This window comes from Streptomyces sp. NPDC093600, assembly GCF_044764755.1.
Classification (GTDB): Bacteria; Actinomycetota; Actinomycetes; order Streptomycetales; family Streptomycetaceae; genus Streptomyces.
Genome location: NZ_JBIWIU010000012.1, coordinates 161,260 through 186,823, shown reverse-complemented (window position 1 = coordinate 186,823; position 25,564 = coordinate 161,260). Strand labels below are relative to the sequence as shown.

Sequence of the window (25,564 nt, the reverse complement as noted above, 5' to 3'; positions counted from 1 at the left end):
CGCCTCACGTGACCTCGGTACGCGGCAGCTTCGCGGACGCCTCCCGTACGAGCTTCATGTAGCGCGGCCAGTCCCAGTGCGGGCCGGGGTCCGTGTGGTCGGTGCCCTCGACCTCCACGTGCCCGACGATGTGCTCGCGGTCCAGCGGTATCGCGTACCGCGCGCATATCCCGGCGGTCAGCCGCGCCGACCCTTCGTACATGGCCTTCGTGAAGTCCTGCGGCCGGTCGACGAAGCCCTCGTGCTCGATGCCGACGCTCCGCTCGTTCATGTCCCGGTTCCCGGCGTGGAAGGCCACGTCGAGCTCGCGGATCATCTGCGCGACATGGCCGTCCTTGCGGACGACGTAGTGCGTGGCCGCCCCGTGCCCCGGGTTCTTGAAGACCTTCAGGGCCGTGGCGTAGCTCCCCTGGACGACATGGATCACCACCCGGTCGATGGTGAAGTCGTCCGGCCGGTCGGCCCGCCGCCAGTTCGCCCGGGACGCGGCGGACCAGTCGGCGCTCTTGTGGTCCAGCTCGCCCTCGATCCGCTCCTTCTCCGTCCCGGGCAGCCGCCACCAGGCACGTCTCAGCTCCTCCTGGGCCAGCACCGCCGTACCCAGGACCGCCGCGCCACCGCCGAGCAGGACGGCTCGCCGGCCCACCCCCCGCTTCTTCTCACTCCCCATGTGAGCGTGAACGCTCACACAGGCGACCATGGTTCCCGGGCCCCGTACCCTGGTAGGGCTATGACTCAGACTCCCCAGCACCCCCATCCCCGCCCCCTGCGGGTACTGGCCGCCATGTCCGGCGGCGTGGACTCCGCCGTCGCGGCCGCCCGCGCCGCCGAAGCCGGCCACGACGTCACGGGGGTGCACCTCGCGCTCTCCGCGAACCCGCAGTCCTTCCGTACCGGCGCGCGCGGCTGCTGCACCATCGAGGACTCGCGCGACGCACGCCGGGCCGCCGACGTCATCGGCATCCCGTTCTACGTCTGGGATCTGGCCGAGCGGTTCCGTGAGGACGTCGTCGACGACTTCGTCGCGGAGTACGAAGCGGGCCGCACCCCCAACCCTTGTCTGCGCTGCAACGAGAAGATCAAGTTTGCCGCGCTGCTCGACAAGGCGCTCGCGCTCGGCTTCGACGCGGTCTGCACCGGCCACTACGCCACGGTCGTCCTCAAGGAGGACGGCTCGCGCGAGCTGCACCGGGCCTCCGACATGGCCAAGGACCAGTCGTACGTCCTCGGGGTGCTCGACGAGAAGCAGCTCGCCCACGCCATGTTCCCGCTGGGCGACACCCTCACCACCAAGGAGGAGATCCGGGCGGAGGCGGAGCGGCGCGGTCTCGCGGTGGCGAAGAAGCCCGACAGCCACGACATCTGCTTCATCGCCGACGGCGACACCCAGGGTTTCCTGGCCTCCCGGCTGGGCACCTCCGAGGGTGACATCGTCGACGAGACGGGGCGGAAGCTCGGCACGCACGAGGGCGCGTACGGCTTCACCATCGGCCAGCGCAAGGGCCTGCGGATCGGGCACCCGGCGCCGGACGGCAAGCCGCGCTACGTCCTGGACATCTCGCCAGTGAACAACACGGTCACGGTCGGCCCGGCGGAGGCGCTCGACGTGACCGCCCTGACCGCGATCAAGCCCCGCTGGTGCGGCACGGCCCCGGAGGGCACCGGCCGCTACACCGCCCAGCTGCGGGCCCACGGCGGTGAGACGCCGGTGACGGCCTCGCTGGAGGACGGCGAGCTGAAGGTCTCCTTCGACGAGCCGGTCCGGGGCGTGGCCCCGGGGCAGGCGATCGTGCTGTACGACGGCACGCGCGTGGTGGGCTCGGCGACGATCGCGACGACGGAACGGCGCACGTCGGAGACGGCGGCGGTCTGAGGGCCGCCGGTCGTCCCGGCGCCTGCGGTGGTGCGGGCGTCGGGGCGGTCGGGCGCGTCGGTGGTGCGGGCGCGGCGGCGGCCGGGCGAGTCGTGACCCGGTGGCGTCGACGCCGGAGCGGCTCCGCCACCACCCTCACTCCTCCGTGAAGAACTCCTCCAGGACCGGCGCGAGTACCTGGGGCGCCACCACCTGGGTCTGACCCGTCAGGGTCCGGTGCCGGCCCCGGGGGAGCGCGGTCGCGACGGCGAGGGCCGCGCGCCGCGTCCGGGTGGGGCTCGCGCCGCCGCCGACCACGAGCACGCGCGTGTGCACCCTGGCGAGCCGCTCGTACGGCACCACACCGTCGCCCAGCACGGCGTGGTCGTACGCGAGGGTGTGCGCCAGGGCCTCGAGCCCCGGCCACATCGCCGAACGTCGCATATGGGCCAGCGCCTCGGGCGCCATCGCGTCGGCCAGGAACAGTTCGAGCGCCGCCGTCCGCCGCCCCCGGTCCAGGAGGCCGGTCAGCCGACGCCCGTGGGCCGCGTGCGTCTCGCGGGCCCCGGAGTCGGCGGCGTAGGGCGGCTCGTACACGGACAGCCGCTCGACCGGCAGCCCGGCGGCCGCCGCGGCCAGCGCGAGCGCCCCGCCCGACGCCATGCCGTGGACGTACGCGTCACCCCCGGCCTCCTCGGTCAGGGTGGCCAGATCGTCGATCTCGCGCTCCACGGAGTACGGGCCGGTGTCACCGCTCCCGCCGCGGCCCCGCCGGTCGTACGTCACGACCGAGAAGTGCGGCGCGAGGAGTTCGGCCAACGGCCGCTCCCCCTCGGCGGCGCACAGGGCGCCGCTCACCACGATCAGCGGCGGGCCCTCGCCGTACCGCTCGTACGCGATCCGCGTCCCGTCCCCCGAGATGACCCGCCCCCGTGCCCTGTTCAGTGTGCTGCTCGCCTCGTCCATGACGGTTACGACCGGGGCCGTTCCCGGAACTCATCGGTGCCCGACGCGTTTTCCCGGAAAATCCTGAACCCCGAGGCCAGGCCCTACGGTGGTGCCCATGAACATCTGCGTCTTCCTCTCCGCCGCCGACCTGGACGAGCGCTACACCGCCCCCGCCCGCGAGTTCGCCACCCTGCTCGGCAAGGCGGGCCACACCCTCGTCTGGGGCGGCTCCGACGTCGGCCTGATGAAGGTCGTCGCCGACGGCGTCCAGGAGGCGGGCGGCCGCCTCGTCGGCGTCTCCGTCGACTTCCTCGCCGCCAAGGCCCGCCCCGGCACCGACGAGATGGTCTTCGCGAAGGACCTCGCCGAACGCAAGGCGCTGCTGCTCGCCAAGTCCGACGCGATCGTCATCATGGTCGGCGGCACGGGCACGCTCGACGAGGCGACCGAGATCCTGGAGCTGAAGAAGCACGCCCTGCACACCAAGCCGGTGGTCCTGCTGAACACGGCGGGCTTCTACGACGGCCTGAAGACCCAGTTCCGCCGCATGGAGTCCGAGGGCTTCCTGCCACTGCCCCTGACCGACCTCGTCTTCTTCGCGGAGGACGGCGTGGCGGCCCTCGCGTACCTGGAGGAGTCGGCGGGCATCCACTGAGTTCGCGAACGAGCCGCCCGGGTCGACGGCTGAGCCACCCTACTCTTGCGCTGGTCCGAGCGATCGGTTATGGACCAGCCCCCTTTGCTCGTGCTGATCCGCTTCACAAGCGCATATGTGCACCCGAGTCGGGCTAACGTCACAGGGCGTAGGCGCGCGGTGAGCGGGCGGTTGGATCGGGGGAGGGGCTCATGCCTTATTCGGAACGCTGGCGGGAACTGTTCGGGCCGAGCGAGAGCGGGGCCCCGACCCGGATGACCCTCGCCTCGGCGACGCTGTCCGGACCGGGGAATCTCAACCACAGCGGGGGCCCCTGGACCAGCGCGTCGGGCACGTCCGGTGAGCTGCGGACGAGTACGGAGAGGAGCCGGGCCGCCCTGCGCCCTGGCCACGAGGGAGTCTCCGCCGGCGCTGCCGGACTCGCTTCCGTGGCGTCCCTGACGGGCGTGCTGACGTCCTGGGAGGACCGCCTCAGGGCGGTACGGGACGAATGCGACCAGCTCGAAGGAGCGCTGCTCAAGGTCGCCAAGGAGATGGGCGAGACCGAGACCGCGATCGAGAAGTCCTTCAAAGGCGTCGACCGGTCCGCCGACAAGGCGGCCGCGAGGTGACCGCAACCGCCCTCACCTGGCAGCAGCTCCGCGACCTCAAGACGTCCGAGTTCGAGGACGCGGGCGACAAGTGGCACGAGGTCTCGAACCGTTCCGACTCCGATCGGGTCCGTGTGGACCGGGCCATGTCCGCCAAGCTCCGCGAGACCCAGGAGAGCGAGTCGGCCGAGGCCGCGCTCGGCAGGCTCCAGCGGCTGAGCCGTAACTTCCAGTACCTGCACAGCGAGTGCGGTCTGATTCGTACGGCGCTCAACGGCCTCGCCGCGGATCTGGCCGAGCCCCAGCGGCAGTTGAAACAGGCGCTGGAGGAGGCCGAGGCACTGAAGTTCACCGTCCATGACGACGGCTCCGTCAGCTACCCGGCGGCGACCGCCCAGACGCTGATCGGCGAGAAGAGCGCGCCTGGAGGCGCCGCCAGGGGCAGCGCACGTCTCCCGTTGGAGTCCCCGGGCTTCGGCGGGGACGCGTCGGGCCCGTTTAAGCCCCTCAACCCCAATGCGGAGAAGGCGCAGGCCATCGCCGACCGGCTGGCGAGGGCCGTGCGGGCCGCTGCGGAGATCGACGCCCGGTACGCGAAGACCTTGGACGGCCTGCGGGCGGCGACGGGCCTCGATGTCACCGAGGCGACGTTGAAGGACGTGTTCCGGGACACCGCCGATGTGCGCTCCACCGCAGGCACGTACCTCGGCGACGATGTGCCGTCCGACGGGACCCCCGCCGAACGCAAGGCGTGGTGGGACTCCCTGACCGACGAGCAGCGTCAGGAGTATCTCGACGTGGCGCCGGACATGATCGGTGGCCTGGACGGCATTCCCGCCGTCGCGCGGGACGAGGCGAACCGGAACTACCTGCCGGTGCTCATCGACGACCTCGCGCGCAAGGACGACGGCGGTTCGGAGACCAAGCTCGACGCACTCCGCTCCATCCAGGACAAGCTGAACAAGCCGAGCGATCCGCCGATGTTTCTGCTCGGCATCGGCGACGAGGGCAACGGCCGCGCGATCGTGGCGTACGGCAACCCGGACACGTCGAGGAACGTGTCGGCGTACGTCCCCGGTCTGGGCACCAAGCTCAACGGAGAGTTCGTCGAGGGCACGATGAAGCGCGCCCAGGACACGGCCATCGGCGCGCGGGATGTGGACCCATCGAGCGCGGCCATCATCTGGCTGGGGTACGACGCCCCGCAGCACGTGGACGTCATGAGCAAGGGGGACGCTGAACGAGGAGCCCCGGCGTACAACCAGTTCATGGCCGGCTTGTCGGCGACCAACGAGAACAAGGACCCCCATCTGACAGCCATCGGGCACTCCTACGGCTCACTCACCGTGGGCACGGCGGCCACGCGGTCGGGCGGGATTCCGGGGGCGGACGACATCATCCTGCTCGGCAGCCCCGGCGTCGGTGTCGACAAGGCGCAGGATCTCGGGGTCGACAAGGACCACGTCTTCGTCGGCGCGGCGGACAACGACCCGGTCACGCATCTGCCGACGAAGGACGAGGCCGCTGTCGGCATGCGGATGGGAGGCCCGATGGGCGTGCGGATCGCCCGTGACCTCCTCGACTGGGGGGACGACGATGTGTACTTCGGCAAGGACCCGGCCAGCGAGGCCTTCGGCGCCCGGCGCTTCACGGTCGACGACGGGCCCCGCATGGTGCTGGAGCTCGGGGGCTTCGACGCGCACTCCCAGTACTTCACGCCGACTGTGGACGCGGTGTCCGCGGAGAACATCGCCAATATCGTCGCCGGGAGGCCCGACGACATCACTACAGAGGAGCATCGATGAATCGACTGGGACGGGCGGCCTGGGTTGCTCTCTCCGCCACCCTGGCAGGCGGTCTCCTCGCGGGGTGCGGGATTCTGGACGACGGAGGAGCGACAGCGGACATGAACATGCAGGATGCGGCGGAGCGCGCGGACTCCATGCTCGACGCGACAATCAACGCGGTCGTACCGGAGATCCAGTGGACCCATCACACCAATACGGCGGGAAGCTGCGACCTGACGCGGCGCCGCAAGGTGATGACCATCATCTCCGAGCAGCGGCGCGGTAACTTCCTAGGTGTGGTTGAGCGGTTCTGGAAGAACAGCGGGTACGCAATCTCTGGGGTGAATCCGAGCCAGGAGATGCCCGCGCTCTTCGCCAAGTCGCCCGATGGGTTTCAGCTGACCTTGAAGATCGGCTACAAGGGACAGGCGATCTTCAGCGTCATCACCCCGTGCGTCGAGCACTCCGACGTCGCCGAGCCGACCGCCAAGCCCAACGGCCCCGCCTACCCCCTCGGCCAGATCCCCACCCCCAACGTCCGCTCCGACTTCTGGTCCGCCACCACCCCCGCCCCCGCCGAGTGACCCCCCGCCCGCCCCGCGGAGTGCGACGATGGCTCCCATGGCTACTCATGTGATCACCGGAGCGGGCTCCGGCATCGGCGCGGCCGTCGCGCGGCGGCTGCACGCGCGCGGGGACGAGCTCGTGCTGCACGCGCGCGACGCGGGGCGGGCCAAGGAGCTGGTGGGGGAGTTTCCCGGGGCGCGGGCGCTCGTCGGGGATCTCGCCGATCCCGACCGGCTGTCCTGGGCGTTCTCGCACCAGAGCCTGCCCGAGCGGGTCGACACGCTGCTGCACATCGCGGGCGTCGTCGACCTCGGCCCGGTCGGCGAGCTCACTCCCAAGACCTGGCACCACCAGCTGAACGTCAACCTGGTCTCCCCCGCCGAGCTGACCCGGCACTTCCTGCCGCAACTGCGGCTCTCCCAGGGACACGTGGTGTTCGTCAACTCCGGCGCCGGGCTCAGCGCCCACGCCGAGTGGGCCGCCTACGCCGCCTCCAAGCACGGCCTGAAGGCGCTCGCCGACTCGCTGCGCCAGGAGGAGCACGCCCACGGGGTGCGGGTGACCTCGGTCTACCCCGGGCGGACCGCGAGTCCGATGCAGGCGAAGGTGCACGCCCAGGAGGGCAAGGAGTACGACGCCTCGCGGTGGATCGACCCCGAATCGGTCGCCACGGCGATCCTGACGGCGATCGACCTGCCCCGCGACGCGGAGATCAACGATCTCACCGTCAGGCCGGGTCGGTAGCTCCGCACCAGGTCGGCGTACGCTTCCCGGTGTGAGCGAGAACACCGAGAAGACGCCCTTCACCTGGGGTCCCGCGACCGGCGTCGGGTCCATGCCCGGCGGCGACGCGCGGGAGGCCGCCAAGACCGTCGCCGGGTCCTTCGAGGACTTCCCCTTCCTCGCGGAGCTGCCGGCCCGCGGACCCGGCGCCGACATGATCGGGCGGACCCTCGGCCTGCTCGTCGAGATGTACGCGCACGTGGAGCCCAGCGGCTGGCGCGTCAGCGACCGGCCGGGGCGGGACACTCGGCGCGCCCGGTCCTGGCTCGGTGAGGACCTCGACGCCCTGGAGGAGCACACCCAGGGCTACGAGGGCCCGCTCAAGGTCCAGGCGGTGGGGCCGTGGACGCTCGCCGCCGCCCTGGAACTGCGCGGCGGCGAGGCCGCCCTCGGCGACCTCGGGGCCTGCCGCGATCTGACCGGCTCCCTCGCCGAGGGGCTCCGCGCCCACCTCGCCGAGCTGCGCCGGCGCGTGCCCGGTGCCCGGCTCGTCCTCCAGCTCGACGAGCCGTCGCTGACGGCCGTCCTGCGCGGACACGTCCGTACCGCCAGCGGCTACCGCACCCACCGCGCCGTCGACCGGCAGGTCGTGGAGAGCGCCCTGCGCGAGGTGATCGCCGTCCACGACGGCCCGGTGATCGTCCACTCCTGCGCCCCCGACGTCCCCTTCTCGCTGCTGCGCCGAACCGGAGTCGCCGGTGTCTCGTTCGACTTCGGACTCCTCACCGAACGTGACGACGAGCAGATCGGTGAGGCCGTGGAGTCCGGCACCCGGCTGTTCGCGGGCGTGGTGCCCTCCACCGACACGGCATTGTCCGACCCGGGCGGTAGCGTCATGGGTGTCAGGACGCTGTGGCGCAGGCTGGGGCTGAATCCGGGGACTCTCGCCGAGTCCGTGGTCGTCACCCCGACGTGCGGGCTCGCGGGCGCTTCGCCCGCGTATGCCCGGGCTGCCCTTGCCCACTGCGCCCGGGCGGCGAGATCGCTCGCGGACAACCCTGAGTGACAGGGTGTCGAGGCAACGGGAGGACGAGTAACGGTGGCAGTCGAACAGGGGGCTCCGCCCGCCGAGGTGCGGGAGAAGCACGCCGACCTGGCCGAGCGGATCGAGGAGCACCGCTTCCGGTACTACGTGAAGGACCAGCCGGTCATCAGTGACGGCGAGTTCGACCGGCTCCTGCGCGCCCTGGAGGCGCTGGAGGAGGAGTATCCGGAGCTGCGCACGCCCGACTCGCCGACGCAGAAGGTCGCGGGACAGTACGAGACGGAGTTCACGGCCGTCGAGCACCGTGAGCGCATGCTCTCCCTCGACAACGCCTTCGACGACCTCGAACTCGCCGCGTGGGCCGAGCGGATCGCCCGGGACGTCGGCACGCCCGACCACCACTTCCTGTGCGAGCTCAAGGTCGACGGCCTCGCCGTGAACCTCACGTACGAGCACGGTCGGCTGACCCGCGCCGCCACCCGCGGCGACGGCCGCACCGGCGAGGACATCACCCCCAATGTCCGTACGATCGCCGACATTCCGGACCGGCTGCGCGGCGAGCGCATCCCGGACCTCGTCGAGATCCGCGGCGAGGTCTACTTCCCGATGGAGGCCTTCGAGGGGCTCAACGCCCGCCTGGTGGAGGCCGGCGACAAGCCGTTCGCCAACCCGCGCAACGCCGCCGCCGGTTCGCTGCGCCAGAAGGACCCCAAGGTCACCGCCGGCCGGCCGCTGCACATGGTGGTGCACGGCATCGGCGCCCGCGAGGGCTTCGACATCAGCCGTCTCTCGCAGGCGTACGACCTGCTGCGCGAGTGGGGCCTGCCGACCGCCCGCCACAACAAGGTGGTCGACTCCCTCGACGAGGTGCGGGAGTTCATCGCGTACTTCGGTGAGCACCGGCACTCCGTGGAGCACGAGATCGACGGTGTCGTCGTCAAGCTGGACGAGATCCCGCTCCAGGGCAGGCTGGGCTCCACCGCGCGCGCTCCGCGCTGGGCGATCGCCTGGAAGTACGCGCCGGAGGAGGTCAACACCAAGCTGGTCGACATCAAGGTCGGCGTCGGCCGCACGGGCCGGGTCACTCCGTACGCGCAGGTGGAGCCGGTCACGGTCGCCGGATCCGAGGTCGAGTTCGCCACCCTGCACAACCAGGAGGTGGTGAAGGCCAAGGGCGTGCTGATCGGCGACACGGTCGTGCTGCGCAAGGCCGGTGACGTCATCCCGGAGATCCTCGGCCCGGTGGCCGATCTGCGGGACGGTACCGAGCGGGAGTTCGTGATGCCGGCCGAATGCCCCGAGTGCGGGACGCCGCTGCGGGCCATGAAGGAGGGCGACATCGATCTGCGCTGCCCCAACGCGCGGACGTGTCCGGCGCAGCTGCGTGAACGTCTCTTCTATCTGGCCGGGCGTGAGTGCCTGGACATCGAGAACTTCGGGGCGGTGGCCGCGGCCGCGCTGACCCGGCCGCTGGAGCCCGCCGAGCCGCCGCTGGCGGACGAGGGCGATCTGTTCGATCTGACCATCGAACAGCTGCTCCCGATCAAGGCGTACGTCCTCGACCCGGACAGCGGGTTGCCCAAGCGGGACCCGAAGACGGGCGAGGAGAAGGTCGTCAGGGTCTTCGCCAACCAGAAAGGCGAGCCGAAGAAGAACGCCCTGGCGATGCTGGCGAACATCGAGGCCGCCAAGACGCGACCGCTGGCCCGGTTCATCAACGGCCTGTCGATCCGTCACGTCGGCCCGGTGGCCGCGCAGGCGCTGGCCCGTGAGTTCCGCTCCCTGGACCGGATCGAGCAGGCCACGGAGGAGGAGCTGGCGGCCGTCGACGGGGTCGGCGGGATCATCGCGACCGCGGTGAAGCAGTGGTTCGCCGAGGAGTGGCACCGCGAGATCGTGCGCAAGTGGCGCGAGGCCGGGGTCCGTCTGGAGGAGGAGGGCGCCGGGGAGGACCAGGGGCCGCGTCCGCTGGAGGGCCTCACGGTCGTCGTGACGGGCACTCTGGAGAACTTCACCAGGGATGGCGCAAAAGAGTCGCTCCAGAGCCTCGGAGCGAAGGTGACCGGTTCCGTTTCGAAGAAGACCGACTTCGTGATCGTCGGTGAAAACCCCGGCTCCAAGTACGACAAGGCGATGCAGTTGAAGGTTCCGGTTCTGGACGAGGACGGCTTCGCCGTGCTGCTGGGACAGGGGCCGGAGGCCGCGCGAGAGGCAGCGGTTCCGGTCACCGGATAGGCGCGTTCCGGCTCTTGAACGTCACCCGTTCGGCGCATACCAGATCGTTACGGGTGGCCGGGTCGCATTCGGGCAAGACATGGAGAGCGCTGCCCGTCGGCGCCCTGCGCGGCCTACTGTTGTGACGTGCGTCTGTCAGCCACGACCGCGCAGGGCTCCGCCGGTCGTGGCGCGGCATGACAACGGCCCATCGCGTTGCGACGGCACCGCCGGCTGTGAGAGGGACGGAATGAAACCGACCGAGAGTGCCGCCCGGGTCTCACGGCCGCCCGGCCGTGCGGCCTTCACGGGCATCGCCTCCGGGCTGCCCGGAGCCATCGTGGGCATCGCCGCGGTCCTGCTCGCCACCGGCTTCTACCGCGCGCTGACCACCGGCCACGGACTCTTCCCCGCCGGCGCCCCTGGCTGGTCCCTCGCCGTCCTCACCGGACTCATCGTCGGCCACCTCGTCGCGCTAGGCCGCGACCGCTGGTGGGGCGGCACCGGTTCCGGCGCCGCCCTCACCCTCGCCGTCCTCCTCCTGTACGGCTGGGTCCCCGCCGGGGTCGTCTCCATGGCCGTCGTCGTCCTCGTCGGCATGGCCCGCCGCCACCGCTGGCGCCAAGGACTCCTGCACGGCGCCGTGGACGTCCTCGGCATCGGCGCCGCCGCCCTGGTCCTCGCCGCGTTCGGTGACGTACCGACCGTCGAGGCGCCGTGGCGGCCCCTCGACTGGGGGATTGCCGACGTACCGGAAGTCGCGCTCGCCGCCACCGCGTATCTGGTGGTGACCCGGCTGCTGCTGTGGTATGCCCTGGCGCCGCAGGGCAGCGGACTGCCCACCGTGGCCCGCACCGCCCTGCTCCGGCAGGGCCTGGTCGCGGTCGCCCTCCTCGGCATCGCCCCGCTGATCTGCGTCGTCGCCGTCTCCCAGCCGGTGCTGCTGCCGCTCTTCGCCGTCCCCCTCATCGCCCTCGACTCCACCCTCTGGATCGCCCGCGCCCGCGCCGAGGAACAGCTGAAGGACCCGCTGACCGGGCTGCCGAACCGCCAGTGGCTGCTGGAGCGGGCCTGGACGGCGCTGGAGGCGGCCGAGGGGGAGGGGGTGCGCACCGCCCTCGTACTGATCGACCTCGACCGTTTCCGTTCGGTCAACGACACGCTCGGACATCTCGCCGGAGACCGGCTGCTGCTCCAGATCGCGGAGCGGCTCAGACTCGCCCTGCCGCGCGGAGCGGAGGCCGCGCGGCTCGGCGGCGACGAGTTCGCCGTGCTCCTGCCGACCGCCGACTCCACGACCAGCGCCCAGCGGGTCGCCCGCCACCTCGTCGCCGAACTCTCCTCACCGCTCGACCTCGACGGACTGACCCTCGTCCTGGAGGCCAGCGCCGGGGTCGCCGTCTTCCCCGACCACGCTCTCGACGCGGAGGGCCTGCTGCGCCGGGCCGACGTGGCGATGTACCAGGCGAAGCGGGACCGTACGGGCGTGGAGGTGTACGAGTCCAAGCGCGACTCCAACACCCCCGACCGGCTCGGGCTCCTGGGCGACCTGCGCCGCGCCCTGGACGCCGGCGAGGTCGAGCTGCACTACCAGCCCAAGGTCCGCTTCGACGGGCAGGTCGCCGGCCTGGAGGCCCTGGTGCGCTGGGTGCACCCGGAGCGCGGCCGGGTCCCTCCGGACGAGTTCATCGCGATCGCGGAGTCCTCGGGGCTGATGCCGCACCTCACCGAGTACGTCCTGGAGACCGCGCTCGCGCAGGTCGCCCGGTGGCGCGCGCAGGGCTTGAACGTTCCCGTCGCGGTCAACGTCTCCCCCCGGGACGTCCACACCCCCGGCTTCGCGGGCGCGGTCGCGGCGCGGCTCGCCCGCCACGGCGTCCCGGCGGGAGCGCTCCAGCTGGAGATCACGGAACACGTGCTCCTGGAGGACCCCCAGCGGGCGGCGGACACCCTGGCCGGTCTGACGGGCCACGGCGTGAAGATGTCCCTGGACGACTTCGGCACCGGCTACTCCTCCCTCGTGCACCTGCGCCGCCTGCCGGTGAGCGAGCTGAAGATCGACCGCTCCTTCGTGGCCCGGCTCGCCGTCGACACCGAGGACGCGGAGATCGTCCGCTGTACGGTCGACCTGGCGCACTCGCTCGGCCTGCTCGTCGTCGCGGAGGGCGTCGAGGACGACGAGACCTGGGAGCGGCTGCGGGACCTGGGCTGCGACGCGGTCCAGGGCTGGCTGGTCGCCGCCGCGATGCCGCCGAGCGAGGCCACGGCCTGGCTGAGCGCCCGGGGCGAGCACGGCTGGCGCCGCCCCGCGGACCTGGCGGCCGAGCGGGACGCCGAGCGGATCGCCGAGCGGGACAAGGACCAGGTGGTGCAGTAGGGAGACGGGGCGCTCGACCCGGCGCCCGTTGCCCCCCAGCACCCCGTCGGCGCGCCCTCGGCGGCCCCCGCCCCGGCCGTCCCCGGGCAAACCGTTTCACGGGCAGCGGTGCGGGCCCCATAGGATTGGGCTCAACACCATCAAACGCACCCCGTGAGGATCGCATGCCTGGCATCACGCGCGAGGAGGTCGCCCACCTCGCACGGCTGGCGCGTCTGGAGCTGAAGGGCGAAGAGCTCGATCACTTCGCCGGTCAGCTCGACGACATCATCGGCGCGGTCGCCCGCGTCTCCGAGGTCGCCGACCAAGACGTACCGCCGACCTCCCACCCGCTGCCGCTGACGAACGTCATGCGCGCGGACGAGGTCCGTCCGTCGCTCACCCCCGAGCAGGCGCTCTCCGGCGCCCCGGCCCAGGAGCAGCAGCGTTTCAAGGTGCCGCAGATCCTGGGGGAGGACTAATCACCATGACGGACAGCACCATCATCAAGCTCACGGCCGCCGAGATCGCGCAGAAGATCGCCTCCGGCGAGCTCACCGCCGTCGAGGTGACCGAGGCCCACCTGGCCCGCATCGAGGCCGTCGACGAGAAGGTCCACGCCTTCCTCCACGTCGACGGCGAGGGCGCCCTCGCCCAGGCCCGTGCCGTGGACGCCAAGCGGGAGAAGGGCGAGAAGCTCGGGCCGCTGGCCGGCGTCCCCCTCGCGCTCAAGGACATCTTCACCACCCTCGGCGTTCCCACGACCGTCGGCTCGAAGATCCTCGAAGGCTGGATCCCGCCGTACGACGCGACCCTGGTCAAGAAGCTCAAGGCCGCCGACGTCGTCATCCTCGGCAAGACCAACATGGACGAGTTCGCCATGGGGTCCTCCACCGAGAACAGCGCCTACGGCCCCACGGGCAACCCCTGGGACCTGACCCGTATCCCCGGCGGCTCCGGTGGCGGCTCCTCCGCCGCCCTCGCCTCGTACGAGGCCCCGCTCGCCATCGGTACGGACACCGGCGGCTCGATCCGCCAGCCCGCCGCCGTCACCGGCACCGTCGGCGTCAAGCCGACCTACGGCGCGGTCTCCCGCTACGGCATGGTGGCCTTCTCCTCCTCCCTCGACCAGGGCGGCCCCTGCGCCCGCACGGTCCTGGACGCGGCGCTCCTCCACGAGGCCATCGCCGGGCACGACCCGCTCGACTCGACCTCCATCGACGCCCCGGTCCCGCCGGTCGTCGAGGCCGCCCGCAACGGCTCCGTCGCCGGCATGCGCGTCGGCGTCGTCAAGCAGTTCCGCGGCGAGGGCTACCAGGCCGGTGTCGTCCAGCGCTTCGACGAGTCCGTCGAACTGCTGCAGAAGCTGGGTGCCGAGATCGTCGAGCTGGACTGCCCGACCTTCGACCTCGCCCTTTCGGCGTACTACCTGATCGCGCCGTCCGAGTGCTCCTCCAACCTTGCCCGCTTCGACGCCATGCGCTACGGCCTGCGGGTCGGCGACGACGGCACGAAGTCCGCCGAGGAGGTCACCGCCCTCACCCGTGAGGCCGGCTTCGGCGACGAGGTCAAGCGCCGCATCATCCTGGGCACGTACGCGCTGAGCTCCGGCTACTACGACGCGTACTACGGCTCGGCCCAGAAGGTCCGCACCCTCATCACCCGCGAGTTCGAGAAGGCCTTCGAGCAGGTGGACGTGATCGTCTCCCCGACGACCCCCACCACCGCCTTCCCGATCGGCGAGCGCGCCGACGACCCGATGGCGATGTACCTCGCGGATCTGTGCACCATCCCGACCAACCTGGCCGGCAACGCCGCCATGTCGCTGCCCTGCGGCCTCGCGCCCGAGGACGGACTGCCGGTCGGACTCCAGATCATCGCCCCCGCCATGAAGGACGACCGGCTGTACAAGGTCGGCGCCGCCGTCGAGGCCGCCTTCGTGGAAAAGTGGGGACACCCGCTCCTCGAGGAGGCACCGTCGCTGTGAGCCCCATGCCCATCAAGGCCAAGGGATTCAAGAATTCCAAGGCCGCTACGTACCTGTCGATCGGCTCCACCGCCTTCGGAGCGATCAGCGTCGTCAAGCAGGCCCGTATGGCCCGCAGGGACAATGACACGCTCCGTCTCGTCGACGCCGCTGTCTCCGCCGCCGCCATCGTCACCGGCCTCGCTCTGCTCTACCGCGAGCTGAAGAAGCTCGGCGACGACGACGTCCTGCTGGGCTGAGAGGGAAAGTCTCACCGTGACCGTCACTGAACTGCTGTCGTACGACGCGGCCCTCGCGGCGTACGACCCCGTCATGGGCCTGGAGGTCCATGTCGAGCTGGGTACGAAGACGAAGATGTTCTGCGGCTGCTCGACCGAGCTGGGCGCGGACGCCAACTCGCAGACGTGCCCGACCTGCCTCGGCCTGCCCGGCTCGCTCCCGGTCGTCAACGCGACCGGCGTCGAGTCCGCCATCAAGATCGGTCTCGCGCTGAACTGCGAGATCGCCGAGTGGTGCCGCTTCGCCCGGAAAAACTACTTCTATCCGGACATGCCGAAGAACTTCCAGACCTCGCAGTACGACGAGCCGATCGCCTACAACGGCTATCTGGACGTCCAGCTGGAGGACGGCGAGATCTTCCGCGTGGAGATCGAGCGCGCCCACATGGAGGAGGACACCGGCAAGTCGACGCACATCGGCGGCGCGACGGGCCGTATCCACGGCGCCTCGCACTCGCTGCTCGACTACAACCGGGCCGGCATCCCGCTGATCGAGATCGTCACCAAGCCGATCGAGGGCGCCGGCGAGCGGGCCCCCGAGGTCGCCAAGGCGTACGTCGCCGAGCTGCGGGAGCTGATCCGCGCGCTGGGCGTCTCCGAGGCGCGGATGGACAAGGGCCAGATGCGCTGCGACGTGAACCTGTCGCTGCGCCCGCACGGCACCAAGGTCTTCGGCACCCGCTCCGAGACGAAGAACGTCAACTCGCTCCGGAGCGTGGAGCGGGCGGCTCGTTACGAGATCATGCGCCACGCGGCCGTACTGACCGCCGGCGGCACGATCGTGCAGGAGACCCGTCACTTCCACGAGGACGACGGCTCCACCACCTCCGGCCGGATCAAGGACAACGCCGAGGACTACCGGTACTTCCCGGAGCCCGACCTCGTCCCCGTCGCCCCCTCCCGCGAGTGGGTCGAGGAGCTGCGTGCCGGGCTGCCCGAGCTGCCGCGCGTGCGCCGCAACCGGCTCCGCGAGGAGTGGGGCGTGTCCGAGCACGACATGCAGTCGATCCTCAACGCGGGCGCGGTGGAGCCGATCGTCGCCACGATCGAGGCGGGCGCGGACGCCGCCTCGGCCCGCAAGTGGTGGATGGGCGAGCTGGCCCGTTCCGCCAACGAGGCCGGCGTCTCCCTCGACGAGCTCGCCATCACCCCGGCCCAGGTGGCCCGGGTCTCGGAGCTCGTCGCCTCCGGCGACCTGAACGACAAGCTGGCCCGCCAGGTCATCGAGGGCGTCCTCGCGGGCGAAGGCGGTCCGGACGAGGTCGTCGAGAAGCGCGGCCTGAAGGTCGTCTCCGACGAGGGCGCGCTCGGCACGGCCGTCGACGAGGCCATCGCGGGCAACGCGGCCATCGCCGACAAGATCCGCGGCGGCAAGGTCGCGGCGGTCGGCGCCCTGGTCGGCGCGGTCATGAAGGCAACCCGCGGCCAGGCGGACGCGGCGCGCGTGAAGGACCTGATCCTGGAGAAGCTGGGCGTCAGCGAAGGCTGATCCTCCGGATCGTGTACGGGTACGAGGGCGGCGCCCCGGGTCTTACGGCTCGGGGCGCCGCCCTTCGCGTACCCGGGCGAGGCAGACGTCCCTGGTCTCGCGCAGCTGCCCGAGGAGCGTCCGGTACGCGGGCGGATCGGCGGAGGCCGACCGTTCCGCGAGGGCGAGCGCCTCGGCGACCGGGACCAGGGCCTCCTCCCGGCGCCCGTCGAGGGCGAGGAGACGGCCGAGGTTGCCGAGGGCCTGCGCCAGGTCGAAGACGGCCACGGCGGGGTTGCCGTCGAACACCGCGCGGAACAGTTCCACGCACCGCCGGGTCGCGGCGATCCCCTCGGGGCGCCGCCCGGCGGCCTCCAGGCACATGCCGAGGTTCGAGAGCGACCGGGCGAGATCGGCGGGGCGCGCCTCGTACTCGTGGAGGGCGACGGCCTCCTCGGCGGCCGCCAGGGCCTCGGCAGGACGGCCCGCCACCCGGAGGAGGTCGGCCAGGTTCGACAGCGAGACCGCGAGGAACCGGGAGTAGGCCGCCGGGTTGCCCGCGGCGAGGCGGCGCCGGACCGCGACGGCCTCGGCCATCGCGTCCACGGCCTCCGCCGGGTGACCGGTCACCGCCAGGTTGGCGCCCAGGCTGTTGAGCGCGAGCGCGAGGCTCGGTTCGTGCGCGGCGGCGTTGGCCCGCGCGAGAGCGCGCAGGACGGTCACCGCCTGCCGCGACAGCGCCAGGGCCGAGTCCAGGCGCCCCTGAGCGGCCAGATGATTGGAGTAGTTGAGGAGCGAGCCGGCCAGATCCGGCTCGTGGGCGGCGGGGTCACGCTCGGCCAGCCGCAGCCAGATGTGCAGGGCTTCCACGGTGGCCTCGGCGGCCTCGGCCCAACGTCCGAGATCCGACAGGTGGTTGCCGAGGCTGTGCAGGGCCCCCGCCAGGTGCTCCTCGTGTGCGGGCTCGGCGGCGACGATCCCGCGCCAGGCGGCCACGCACCGCTCGCCCGCCGCCAGGGCCTCCCGAGGCCGGCCGGTCACGGCAAGCACATTGGCCTGATCCTGGAGGAGCCCGGCGAGCTGCGCCTCCCACCGCGCGGGCTCGGCCTCCGTCTCGACGAGCCGCTGGACCAGGGCGATGGACTCCTCGATCACCGCCATGGCCTGTGCGGGCCGACCGGAGGAGGCCAGACAGCCGCCGAGCTGGGCGAGAGCGACGGCGAGGGTCGGAGCGTTGTCGGAGAGTTCCCGCTCCGCGGCGACGGACCGTTCGGCCGTGTCCAGTGCCTCGTCGAGAAGGCCCGCGTTCCGCAGCCGCCTGCTGAGGTGGTGGTACGCCGCCGCGCGGACAGCGGCCGAGTCGTCGAGGGCGAGCAGCTCGTGGGTGAGCCGACGGTCGAGGGCGGCCATGCCCGCGTCGAGGTCCACATGGGGCCCTTGGGGAAAGCGTTCCCCGATTTCGCTGAGCAGCCTCGGCGGCACGTCCTCCAGGGCGGCGAGCGCGCTCAGGGCGGCGCCTCCGGCGGCCACCGCGAGGCCGGGAGCGTGCGCGAGAAGCGGATAGAGGTGCTGGGGCCCGACGTGCGGCCAGCGCTGGGCGGCGGCGGCCAGGAAGGTGACCACGCGCTCGGCATGCGGACCGGCCAGACGGGCGGCGGTGGGCACGGCCCACTCCATGGCCGGGTAGTCGGCGTCGTGCCCCGGGAGCGTGAGGGCGAGGAAGTCCTCGGCGAGCCGGTCGGGGTAGAGGGGTTCCAGGACGGTGCCGCGCTCGGGTTCGGTGGCCGGGTAGCAGTGGGCGTGGTCGTCGAGGACCCGGCCGGGAGGCAGCCCGGTCTCAAGCCCGGCCACGACGGCCGACCCCCTGGACCGGTCGAGGTTCCCGGTGAGCGCGGCGGCGAAGACGGTCCGGTTCATGACCGGGGGAGGGGTGGCGTACCGCCCGCCCCGGGCGTGCAGGGTGCCCCAGTGCAGGTGCTCGCGGTCGAGGAGGTAGACGGTCAGACCGGCCATGTCGGTGGGCGGGCGGCGCCCGAGCGCATGGGCGTCGACGGAGACGAGGGCGGCCATGTGGAGGGCCAGAGTCAGCCCGTACGAGGGTGGGGGACCGGGCTCGGCCCGCACTCCGTACCGTACGGCGAAGGCGTCCCGGGCGGCCCGGTACATCCCGGCGCCGTCGGGGAGGTCGTCGAGCGTCATGCTGCTCGTACCGGCCTGGAGGTTGGCGAGCGAGGCGCGGACGGCGGGCCAGGCGTCGGCGGTACGGGCGAGCAGGAGCACCCGGGCCCGTACGCCGGGTCGGTGGAGCAGGGCGTTGCTGAAGAGCCAGGTGAGGTGGGTGAGGGGCCAGCGGTCGGCGTAGTCCACGACCAGGAGGACGCCGTCGCGCCCTTCGAGCGTCAGGTCCTGGCTCCCGGGCGGGGGCTGGACGGATCCGGGGCCGTTCGTCGCGGCGGCGACCCGCCAGCCGCCGTCCTGCGTCTCGTCGGCGAACCGGGCCGCGAGCCGCGTCTTGCCCTGCCCGCCGGGCGCGTGCATCCAGCGGACGGCGATCCGGGGCCCCTGGTCACGCCATGCGCGCAGGTCGGCGAGCTCGGCCTCCCGGCCGGTGAACGGGACCACTTCGAAGCGGGAGTTGAGCATCCGGCTCGGTAACTCCCGTAGCCACTCTGGGTCGGCTTCGGGCGGGCGGCGCCAGTTCTGGAGCAGATAGACGGGCGAACCGTCGCCGAAGACATGGATGTCGGCGCCGATGACCCCGTACGCGTACCCGGCGTGGGCCGTGACGTGCTGCTCGGTGCTCAAGCCCCGGGTTCCTGATGGAACACGATGTTGCCGTGCTGGACCCCGAAGACGCGTCCGTTGTCGTGGGCGGTGTTGTGCTGCACGGAGTGCTGCCCGCCCGGGGAGTGCCGTATCAGCGCGCGCAGCTCGTCGGCGTACTCGGGATGCTCGGCGAGGAGGGCGCGCAGCCGTAGCGCCCAGGCGGGCACGAGCGCCTGCCGCGCCTCGTCGGCGTCCTCGGCCCCGGCGACGAGGGCTGCGTCCTCCTCAAGCCGCCCTTCGACGTCCGCGTGTCCCCGGAACAGTCGGACCACCCCGTCCCGGGTGACCTGCCACGCGTCCGTCGCCATGGCGGCGACCACGGCCCCGCCGCCGGCGGCGGCGAGGGCGGTGAGGGACTCCTCTAACACGTCGTCTCCGCGACGAACTCCGCCCAGGCTGCGGGGGAGACGGTGAAGGCGGGGCTGTCGGCGAGCTTGGAGTCGCGGACGTGGACGGCGGCGGGGTGGGCGGCGACCTCGACGCAGGCCCCGCCTTCGTCGCCGCTGTAGCTGGACTTGCGCCAGTCGTAGGCGACTTCGAGGCAGGCACCGCCTTCGCTGCCGCTGTAGCTGGACTTGAACCACGAAAGATCTGCTGAGCTCATGTCTCTCCTGCCATACGATCCAGCAGGCCCTTGGAATCCTCCGGCGTCAGGGCCTGTGATCGCAGCATTCCATACTTCAGCTGGAGGATGCCGACCTCGTCGGGATCGTCGATGAGGAAGCTGACCCGCTGCCCTTCGACGTAGCCGAGATGCTGGTGCTCAGGAGTCTCGATCAGCACCATGGGCCCGTCCAGCCCCGCATGCTTCGTGAGGTCCTTCGGCAGGATCTGGATGGCGAGGAAGGGAAGTTCGGCCACCTGCCGCAGATGCCGGATCTGCCCCTGTAGGACCTCCCCGCCACCGATCGGCCGCTCCAGGACGGACTCGTCGATGAGGAAGGTCATCATCGGCGGCCACGGCTTCTGCTCGAAGACGCGCTGCCGGTCGATCCGGCCGAGGAGCCGCTCCTCCGCCTCCTGCTCGGTGATGGGCGGATAGAGGCAGTCGAAGACCGCCCCGGCGTACTCGGGCGTCTGGAGCAGTCCGGGCACGACCTGGTTCTCGTACCAGAGCAGGCTGAGCGCCTGCGCCTCCAGCTCGATGAACTCCTGCGCGAACGCCGGATACCGCTCCCGCTGCGGCACCTTCTCCACCGCCGCCGTCAACGCCCCCTTCGTGTCGAGGATTTCGTCCAGCTCCGCGGCGAGCTTGATCCGCAAGGGTCTGCGCCCCTGCTCGATCGACCCCAGCGTCTCGAGCCCGATGCACACGAGTGACGCGAGGTGCGGCTGCGTCATGCCGGCGTTCTTCCGGTAGAGGCCGACGAGGGCGCCGACGACTTCCCACGAGGGGACTTTCTTGCGAGGTTTCTTCCCTGGCTGCATGGGCACTGCCTTCCCCGCCGCTCGCGTACCCGACGCATTTCCCTCCCGTACAAAGAATTTGTACGGCTTCCCCCTCTGGGGCGCGTGGGGCGCGGGACGCCACGGTGGCCCCATGACCGACCAACTCCCGCTGTTCCACCAGGCCTTTTACCGCCGCGAGCGCCGATCCGTGCCGCTGGCCCGGGACTTCACGCGTAAAGTCCTCGCCGAATGGGACATGGACACCCGTGCGGACGACGTACTCCTGTGCGTGAGCGAGCTCGCCACCAACGCCCTTCTCCACGGCGTCCCGCCCGGCCGCGGCTACCGCCTCCACCTCTACCTGGAGCGCCCGGGCCCGGCCCACGTCCTCCGCGTCGAACTCCACGACAGCGGTGACGGCACCCCCGCCCTCCGCGAACCCACCGGCGAATCGGGCCGCGGCCTCCTCCTGGTCGACGCCCTCGCCGACCGCTGGGGCGTGGGCGAGCGGGACCCCGGCAAGATCGTCTGGTGCGAGTTCACGCGCCCTGCGGCGTACGGGTGAACCCGGGGAGTCGCCCTTCCCGCGCCCCCGGCGCCGGGCCGAGCATGAGACATGAACGTCGTCAGCCAGGTCTTCGCGTTGATCGCCGCGGCGATCCACCTCCTCGTCTGGCCGCTGGAGAGCTTCCTCTACGCGCGGCCCCAGGTCCGGGTCTTCCTCACCGGCAGCACCGCCGACGCGCCCGAGGTCCGCCTGTGGCGGTTCAACGTCGGCTTCTACAACCTCTTCCTGGCGCTCGGCATGATCGCGGGTTTTGCCGCCCTGCGCCTGGGCCACGAGACCGTCGGCCGGACGCTGGTCCTCTACCTCGCCGCCTTCATGGTCGCGGGCGGGATCACGCTCTTCGTCTCCACCCCGAAGCTCTGGCGCGGTGCCCTCGGCCAGGCGGTCCCCGGCGCGGTCATCCTGCTCGCCGAGCTCGTCACGGCGTGACGCGGGGCGGAGGGGGCGGCCATACTGACCGGTGGTATTCCAACGGGGGCGTGGGGCGCATGGGGTGGGGGGACGGCGTGGAGCTGCCGGAGCGTATCGGCGATTACACCGTGGAGCGTGAGCTGGGCGCGGGCGGCATGGGGACGGTGTATCTGGCACGTTCCCGGGGTGGACGCACCGTGGCCGTCAAGGTGGCCAGCCCGGAGCTGGCCGCGGATCCGCATTTCCGGGCCCGGTTCCGCGCGGAGGTCGACGCCGCCCGCAGGGTCGGCGGGTTCCACACCGCGCAGGTCGTCGACGCCGACCCGGACGCGGCGGCGCCCTGGCTGGCGACCGCCTACATCGCGGGGCCGACGCTGTCGGGGCTGCTGGCCGCTCAGGGCCCGATGGACGAGGCCCGACTGCGGCTGCTCGGCGCGGCGTTGGCGGAGGCGCTGCAGGCCATCCACTCCTGCGGCCTCATTCACCGTGACCTCAAGCCGGGCAACATCATCATGGCCGACGACGGCCCCCGGGTCCTGGACTTCGGTATCGCCCGGGCCCTGGAGTCGACCCGGCTGACCTCCACCGGAGCGGCCTTCGGTACGCCTGGTTTCCTGGCCCCCGAGCAGGCTCAGGGGCTCGAAGTGGGCGCCGCAGCCGATGTGTTCGCGCTGGGCGCGGTGCTGGTCGCGGCGGCCGGTGGTGACGCGTTCGGCGAGGGAACCCCGGTGATGCTGATGTACCGGGCCGTGCACGAGCCGCCGGACCTGTCGGCCGTGCCGGAGGGCCTGCGACCGGTGGTCGCCGCCTGTCTGGCCAAGGACCCGGCACAAAGGCCCACGCCGAAGGGGCTGTTGGACCTGTTCGCGCCCGACACCGCCGTCCAGGAGCCGACACCCGATGCGGCCGGGTACACGCCGACCATGCCGGCTCCCCCGGCGGTGTCCGCCGCGCCGACGCAGACCGCCAGGCGGGCGGCCGCAGCGACTGCCGCACCGGCTGCCGTACCGGCGGGGAAGCGCAGGGTACGGCTCGCTGCCACTGTTGCCGGGTCCCTGGTCGTGCTCGGCGGCGCGGGCTACGGCGTCTACGCGTCCGCGGCCGCGAACTCGGACGGCAGCTTCCCCAAGGCCAGGTACGAGCTCACCACACCCGACACGATGGCGGCCGGCGCATACGAACGCGACGAGGAACACCCCCTCTCTCCGGACCCGGAACCGGACAACACCGGCCAGAGGGACTCGACCCATCTCTCCGCCACCTACGCCGGCACCGGGAAGGCCCCCGGATTCAAGAAGGTGACGGTGTACGGCTCATTCGGTCGGTACAAGAACCCGGAGGAGCACCGAGACGGCCTCATCAGGGCCATGACCGTGACGGGCAGCGAAAACGTCAGCGAGCCGCCCACGACGATCAGCGTCCCCGGCTCGGACGTCGAGTTCCGCTGCACGACGGTGGACCAGCAGACCGTGTGCGCCTGGGGCGACGACAACACCACCGTCGCGATCGCGTTCACCCCGACCGGCGCACTCGAGCTGGCGGCGAAGGAGACCAGCAAGATTCGCGACGACATGCGCACGCCGATCACCCCTCAACCCTGACGGCCTTGCGCTGGCCGGAAATCGCTTGGATTTACGCGCGGTCCTCTTGGACGTTCACCACCGGGACGTCACCGGGTCTTCTCTCCGTCATCCGCCCTCACTACCGTCCCCGGCGAACCACCCAATGGCTCGAAGGCGAACCATTGGCCGTCGACTGGAGGCCGGTCTTGTCACCCGAGATATCCCGCAGAAGGCTCCTCGCGCTGGGCGGAGGCGCCCTCGGCGCCGCGGCGGCGGGGTCGCTGCTCCCGCCGTCGCTGCAGGCCGCGATGGCCGCCGAGCCGCCGGCCGGAGGCATGTCGGCCGTCAAGCACGTGGTGATCCTGATGCAGGAGAACCGCTCCTTCGACCACTACTTCGGCACCCTGCGCGGGGTCCGAGGTTTCGGTGACCGCAACGCCGTCGAACTCCCCTCCGGCGCCTCGGTGTTCGAGCAGCCGGCCGCGCTCGGCCGGACCGTCCTGCCCTTCCCCATTCGGGAGGCCGCCGAGACGCAGAGGAAGGACCTCCAGTACATCGGCGATCTCGATCACTCCTGGAGCGGCGGTGGCAAGGCCTGGCGCGGCGGCTGGATGGACGGCTGGGTCTCCGCCAAGACCGCGGCGACGATGGCGTACTACGACCGGCAGGACCTGCCGCTGCACTACGAACTCGCGGACACCTTCACCATCTGCGACGCCTACCACTCCTCCATCCACACCTCCACCAGCCCCAACCGGAACCACCTGTGGTCCGGCTGGACCGGCTACGAGGCCGACGGCAGCCGGGCCGTCACCAACGCCGCCTACGCCGAGGGGACGCACCCCGGCTACAGCTGGCCGACGTACGCCGAGCGGCTCGAAGCGGCCGGGCGGTCCTGGAAGACGTACACGGAGTGGGAGAACTTCACCGACAACAACATCGAGTTCTTCACCTCCTTCAAGAAGATCGCCCGCAAGGCACTGGAGCCCACCGGCGGCCACACCTTCATGGAGTCCTTCTACGCCGCCGTCCGCGACACCGACGACACCGCCGAGCGGGCCAGGCTGCTCGCCGCCCTGGAGGAGGGCGTGGCCACGCTGACCGACGCCGAGCGCTCGCTCTTCGAGCGCGGGCTGCGCCGCGTGGAGTCCGGGACGCTCGCCGACGTCTTCCGCGCCGACGTCGCCGCCGGGACACTGCCGGAGGTGTCGTACCTCGTCCCGTCCGCGATCGACTCCGAGCACCCCGGCTCCTCCTCGCCGATCGCCTCCGCCACCCTCGTCTACAAGGTGCTCGACGCCCTCGGCTCGCATCCGGACGTCTGGCGCCACACCGTCGTGCTGATCAACTACGACGAGAACGACGGCTTCTTCGACCACGTGCCGCCGCCCGTCCCGCCGGCCGACAACACGGACGAGCGCTGGAAGGGCCTGCCCACCGGCCTCGGCATCCGCGTCCCGCTGCTCGTCGTCTCGCCCTGGTCGGTCGGCGGCTACGTCTGCTCCGAGACCTTCGACCACACTTCCGTGATCCGCTTCCTGGAGCGGCTCACCGGCATCGAGGAGCCCAACATCACCTCGTGGCGGCGGACCGTCACCGGCGACCTCACCTCCGCCTTCGACTTCCGGCGCGCCCACCGGCGGCCCGACGTCGAGCAGCCCGGGCCGATCCCGCCGTTCAGCGGCCGCTGGCGGCCGCAGCCCCCGCTGGTCCAGCGCATGCCGGTCCAGGAGCCCGGCCACCGCCCCGCCCGCCCGCTGCCCTACCAGCCGGACGCCTCCGCCACGGTCGGGGACGGCACATCGGGGATCACCGTCGCGCTCAGCAACAAGGCCAGGGCGAGCGCGCACTTCGCCCTCTACCCGTACGCGGGCGAGTTCGCCGTCCCCCAGCACCGGGACGTCAAGGGCACGGCGCGGTGGGCCGTCCCGCTCGCGGGTGATCGTTACCGCTTCACGATCACCGGCCCGAACGGCTTCCGGCGTGAGTTCGAGGGCCCCGCCGGGGGAGGCGCCGAGCTCGCCTCGTACATCGACCATCACGACCGCGACCTGCACCTCACCGTCCGCAACACCTCCGCCGCCCCGATCTCCTTCACCGTCCGGCCGCTCGGATACGTGGACCCGGAGGACCTCGCCGGGCGCGCCGACTGGACGCGCACGGTCACCGTCAAGCCCGGCAAGAGCCGCACGGTCGTCCACTCCGCCTCCGACGCGCACGGCTGGTACGACATCGAGGTGACCGCCCCGGGCGGCTTCCGGCGGCGGCTGATGGGGCACATCGAGAACGGCCGCGCCAGCATCTCCGGCTGAACCGGCACGTCACGGGTGCGGTGCGC

The 25,564-nt window shown here is 71.6% G+C and carries 23 protein-coding genes; 17 read left to right on the top strand and 6 right to left on the bottom strand.

Annotation, left to right across the window (positions count from 1 at the left end; genetic code table 11):
• Positions 1-4 precede the first annotated feature (4 nt).
• Positions 5-670, bottom strand: coding sequence for an N-acetylmuramoyl-L-alanine amidase (locus ACIRB4_RS26525; protein ID WP_403294726.1), 666 nt, complete (start codon positions 668-670; stop codon positions 5-7).
• 60 nt (positions 671-730) lie between these two features.
• Here ACIRB4_RS26525 and mnmA point away from each other — a divergent pair, with 60 nt between their 5' ends.
• Complete coding sequence (mnmA, locus tag ACIRB4_RS26520; RefSeq protein ID WP_403294677.1) at positions 731-1,873, top strand: tRNA 2-thiouridine(34) synthase MnmA; 1,143 nt, start codon at positions 731-733, stop codon at positions 1,871-1,873.
• A gap of 135 nt (positions 1,874-2,008) precedes the next feature.
• Here the strand turns inward: mnmA and ACIRB4_RS26515 are convergent, their stop codons facing one another.
• Positions 2,009-2,818 (bottom strand): alpha/beta fold hydrolase, encoded by an 810-nt coding sequence (locus ACIRB4_RS26515; protein ID WP_403294676.1) that lies wholly within the window; start codon positions 2,816-2,818, stop codon positions 2,009-2,011.
• Positions 2,819-2,915: 97 nt separating this feature from the next.
• Between ACIRB4_RS26515 and ACIRB4_RS26510 the strand changes: the two genes are divergently transcribed.
• From ACIRB4_RS26510 to gatB, 12 genes are all read left to right on the top strand, one after another.
• Positions 2,916-3,455: a TIGR00730 family Rossman fold protein gene (locus ACIRB4_RS26510; RefSeq protein ID WP_403294675.1), complete on the top strand. Its 540-nt coding sequence runs from the start codon at positions 2,916-2,918 to the stop codon at positions 3,453-3,455.
• Positions 3,456-3,646: 191 nt separating this feature from the next.
• Complete coding sequence (locus tag ACIRB4_RS26505) at positions 3,647-4,066, top strand: hypothetical protein (protein WP_403294674.1); 420 nt, start codon at positions 3,647-3,649, stop codon at positions 4,064-4,066.
• Positions 4,063-5,850, top strand: coding sequence for an alpha/beta hydrolase (locus ACIRB4_RS26500; RefSeq protein ID WP_403294673.1), 1,788 nt, complete (start codon positions 4,063-4,065; stop codon positions 5,848-5,850). Before ACIRB4_RS26505 ends, ACIRB4_RS26500 begins: the two co-directional genes overlap by 4 nt.
• 101 nt (positions 5,851-5,951) lie before the next feature.
• Positions 5,952-6,416: a hypothetical protein gene (locus ACIRB4_RS26495; RefSeq protein ID WP_403294672.1), complete on the top strand. Its 465-nt coding sequence runs from the start codon at positions 5,952-5,954 to the stop codon at positions 6,414-6,416.
• Between the two features lie 28 nt (positions 6,417-6,444).
• Positions 6,445-7,143 carry an SDR family oxidoreductase gene (locus tag ACIRB4_RS26490; RefSeq protein WP_403294671.1) on the top strand — a complete coding sequence of 233 codons (699 nt, stop codon included), beginning with the start codon at positions 6,445-6,447 and terminating at the stop codon, positions 7,141-7,143.
• Positions 7,144-7,174: 31 nt separating this feature from the next.
• Positions 7,175-8,188 (top strand): methionine synthase, encoded by a 1,014-nt coding sequence (locus tag ACIRB4_RS26485; RefSeq protein ID WP_403294669.1) that lies wholly within the window; start codon positions 7,175-7,177, stop codon positions 8,186-8,188.
• 33 nt (positions 8,189-8,221) lie between these two features.
• Positions 8,222-10,402: an NAD-dependent DNA ligase LigA gene (gene ligA / locus ACIRB4_RS26480; RefSeq protein ID WP_403294668.1), complete on the top strand. Its 2,181-nt coding sequence runs from the start codon at positions 8,222-8,224 to the stop codon at positions 10,400-10,402.
• A gap of 229 nt (positions 10,403-10,631) precedes the next feature.
• A complete protein-coding gene (locus ACIRB4_RS26475) occupies positions 10,632-12,758 on the top strand; it encodes a putative bifunctional diguanylate cyclase/phosphodiesterase (protein ID WP_403294667.1) in 2,127 nt (708 codons plus the stop codon).
• Between the two features lie 164 nt (positions 12,759-12,922).
• The gene (gene gatC / locus ACIRB4_RS26470; RefSeq protein ID WP_015036350.1) at positions 12,923-13,219 is read left to right on the top strand and encodes an Asp-tRNA(Asn)/Glu-tRNA(Gln) amidotransferase subunit GatC; all 297 of its coding nucleotides are present in this window, start codon (positions 12,923-12,925) and stop codon (positions 13,217-13,219) included.
• A 5-nt stretch (positions 13,220-13,224) separates the two neighbouring features.
• Positions 13,225-14,724: an Asp-tRNA(Asn)/Glu-tRNA(Gln) amidotransferase subunit GatA gene (gatA, locus tag ACIRB4_RS26465; protein ID WP_403294666.1), complete on the top strand. Its 1,500-nt coding sequence runs from the start codon at positions 13,225-13,227 to the stop codon at positions 14,722-14,724.
• Between the two features lie 5 nt (positions 14,725-14,729).
• Positions 14,730-14,963: a hypothetical protein gene (locus tag ACIRB4_RS26460; RefSeq protein ID WP_403294725.1), complete on the top strand. Its 234-nt coding sequence runs from the start codon at positions 14,730-14,732 to the stop codon at positions 14,961-14,963.
• Between the two features lie 16 nt (positions 14,964-14,979).
• Positions 14,980-16,491, top strand: a complete 1,512-nt coding sequence (gatB, locus tag ACIRB4_RS26455) for an Asp-tRNA(Asn)/Glu-tRNA(Gln) amidotransferase subunit GatB (RefSeq protein ID WP_403294665.1) — start codon at positions 14,980-14,982, stop codon at positions 16,489-16,491.
• A gap of 42 nt (positions 16,492-16,533) precedes the next feature.
• On the opposite strand, the gene ACIRB4_RS26450 is transcribed toward gatB, so the two are convergent.
• From ACIRB4_RS26450 to ACIRB4_RS26435, 4 genes are read right to left on the bottom strand one after another with little or no spacing between them, the layout of a single operon-like run.
• Complete coding sequence (locus tag ACIRB4_RS26450) at positions 16,534-19,275, bottom strand: tetratricopeptide repeat protein (protein WP_403294664.1); 2,742 nt, start codon at positions 19,273-19,275, stop codon at positions 16,534-16,536.
• Complete coding sequence (locus tag ACIRB4_RS26445) at positions 19,272-19,664, bottom strand: hypothetical protein (protein ID WP_403294663.1); 393 nt, start codon at positions 19,662-19,664, stop codon at positions 19,272-19,274. Before ACIRB4_RS26445 ends, ACIRB4_RS26450 begins: the two co-directional genes overlap by 4 nt.
• Positions 19,658-19,900 (bottom strand): DUF397 domain-containing protein, encoded by a 243-nt coding sequence (locus ACIRB4_RS26440; protein ID WP_403294662.1) that lies wholly within the window; start codon positions 19,898-19,900, stop codon positions 19,658-19,660. The genes ACIRB4_RS26445 and ACIRB4_RS26440 overlap by 7 nt, the downstream gene beginning before the upstream one ends.
• Complete coding sequence (locus ACIRB4_RS26435) at positions 19,897-20,724, bottom strand: Scr1 family TA system antitoxin-like transcriptional regulator (RefSeq protein ID WP_403294661.1); 828 nt, start codon at positions 20,722-20,724, stop codon at positions 19,897-19,899. The genes ACIRB4_RS26440 and ACIRB4_RS26435 overlap by 4 nt, the downstream gene beginning before the upstream one ends.
• A gap of 112 nt (positions 20,725-20,836) precedes the next feature.
• On the opposite strand from ACIRB4_RS26435, the gene ACIRB4_RS26430 reads away from it, so the two are divergent.
• From ACIRB4_RS26430 to ACIRB4_RS26415, 4 genes are all read left to right on the top strand, one after another.
• Positions 20,837-21,250, top strand: coding sequence for an ATP-binding protein (locus ACIRB4_RS26430; protein ID WP_403294660.1), 414 nt, complete (start codon positions 20,837-20,839; stop codon positions 21,248-21,250).
• 51 nt (positions 21,251-21,301) lie between these two features.
• Entirely contained in the window at positions 21,302-21,682 is a 381-nt protein-coding gene (locus ACIRB4_RS26425; protein ID WP_403294659.1) for a DUF1304 domain-containing protein, read from the top strand.
• A 77-nt stretch (positions 21,683-21,759) separates the two neighbouring features.
• Positions 21,760-23,265, top strand: a complete 1,506-nt coding sequence (locus ACIRB4_RS26420) for a serine/threonine-protein kinase (RefSeq protein WP_403294658.1) — start codon at positions 21,760-21,762, stop codon at positions 23,263-23,265.
• 167 nt (positions 23,266-23,432) lie between these two features.
• On the top strand, positions 23,433-25,538 hold the full coding sequence (locus tag ACIRB4_RS26415; RefSeq protein ID WP_403294657.1) for a phosphocholine-specific phospholipase C: 2,106 nt from the start codon (positions 23,433-23,435) through the stop codon (positions 25,536-25,538).
• The last annotated feature ends 26 nt before the right edge of the window (positions 25,539-25,564 follow it).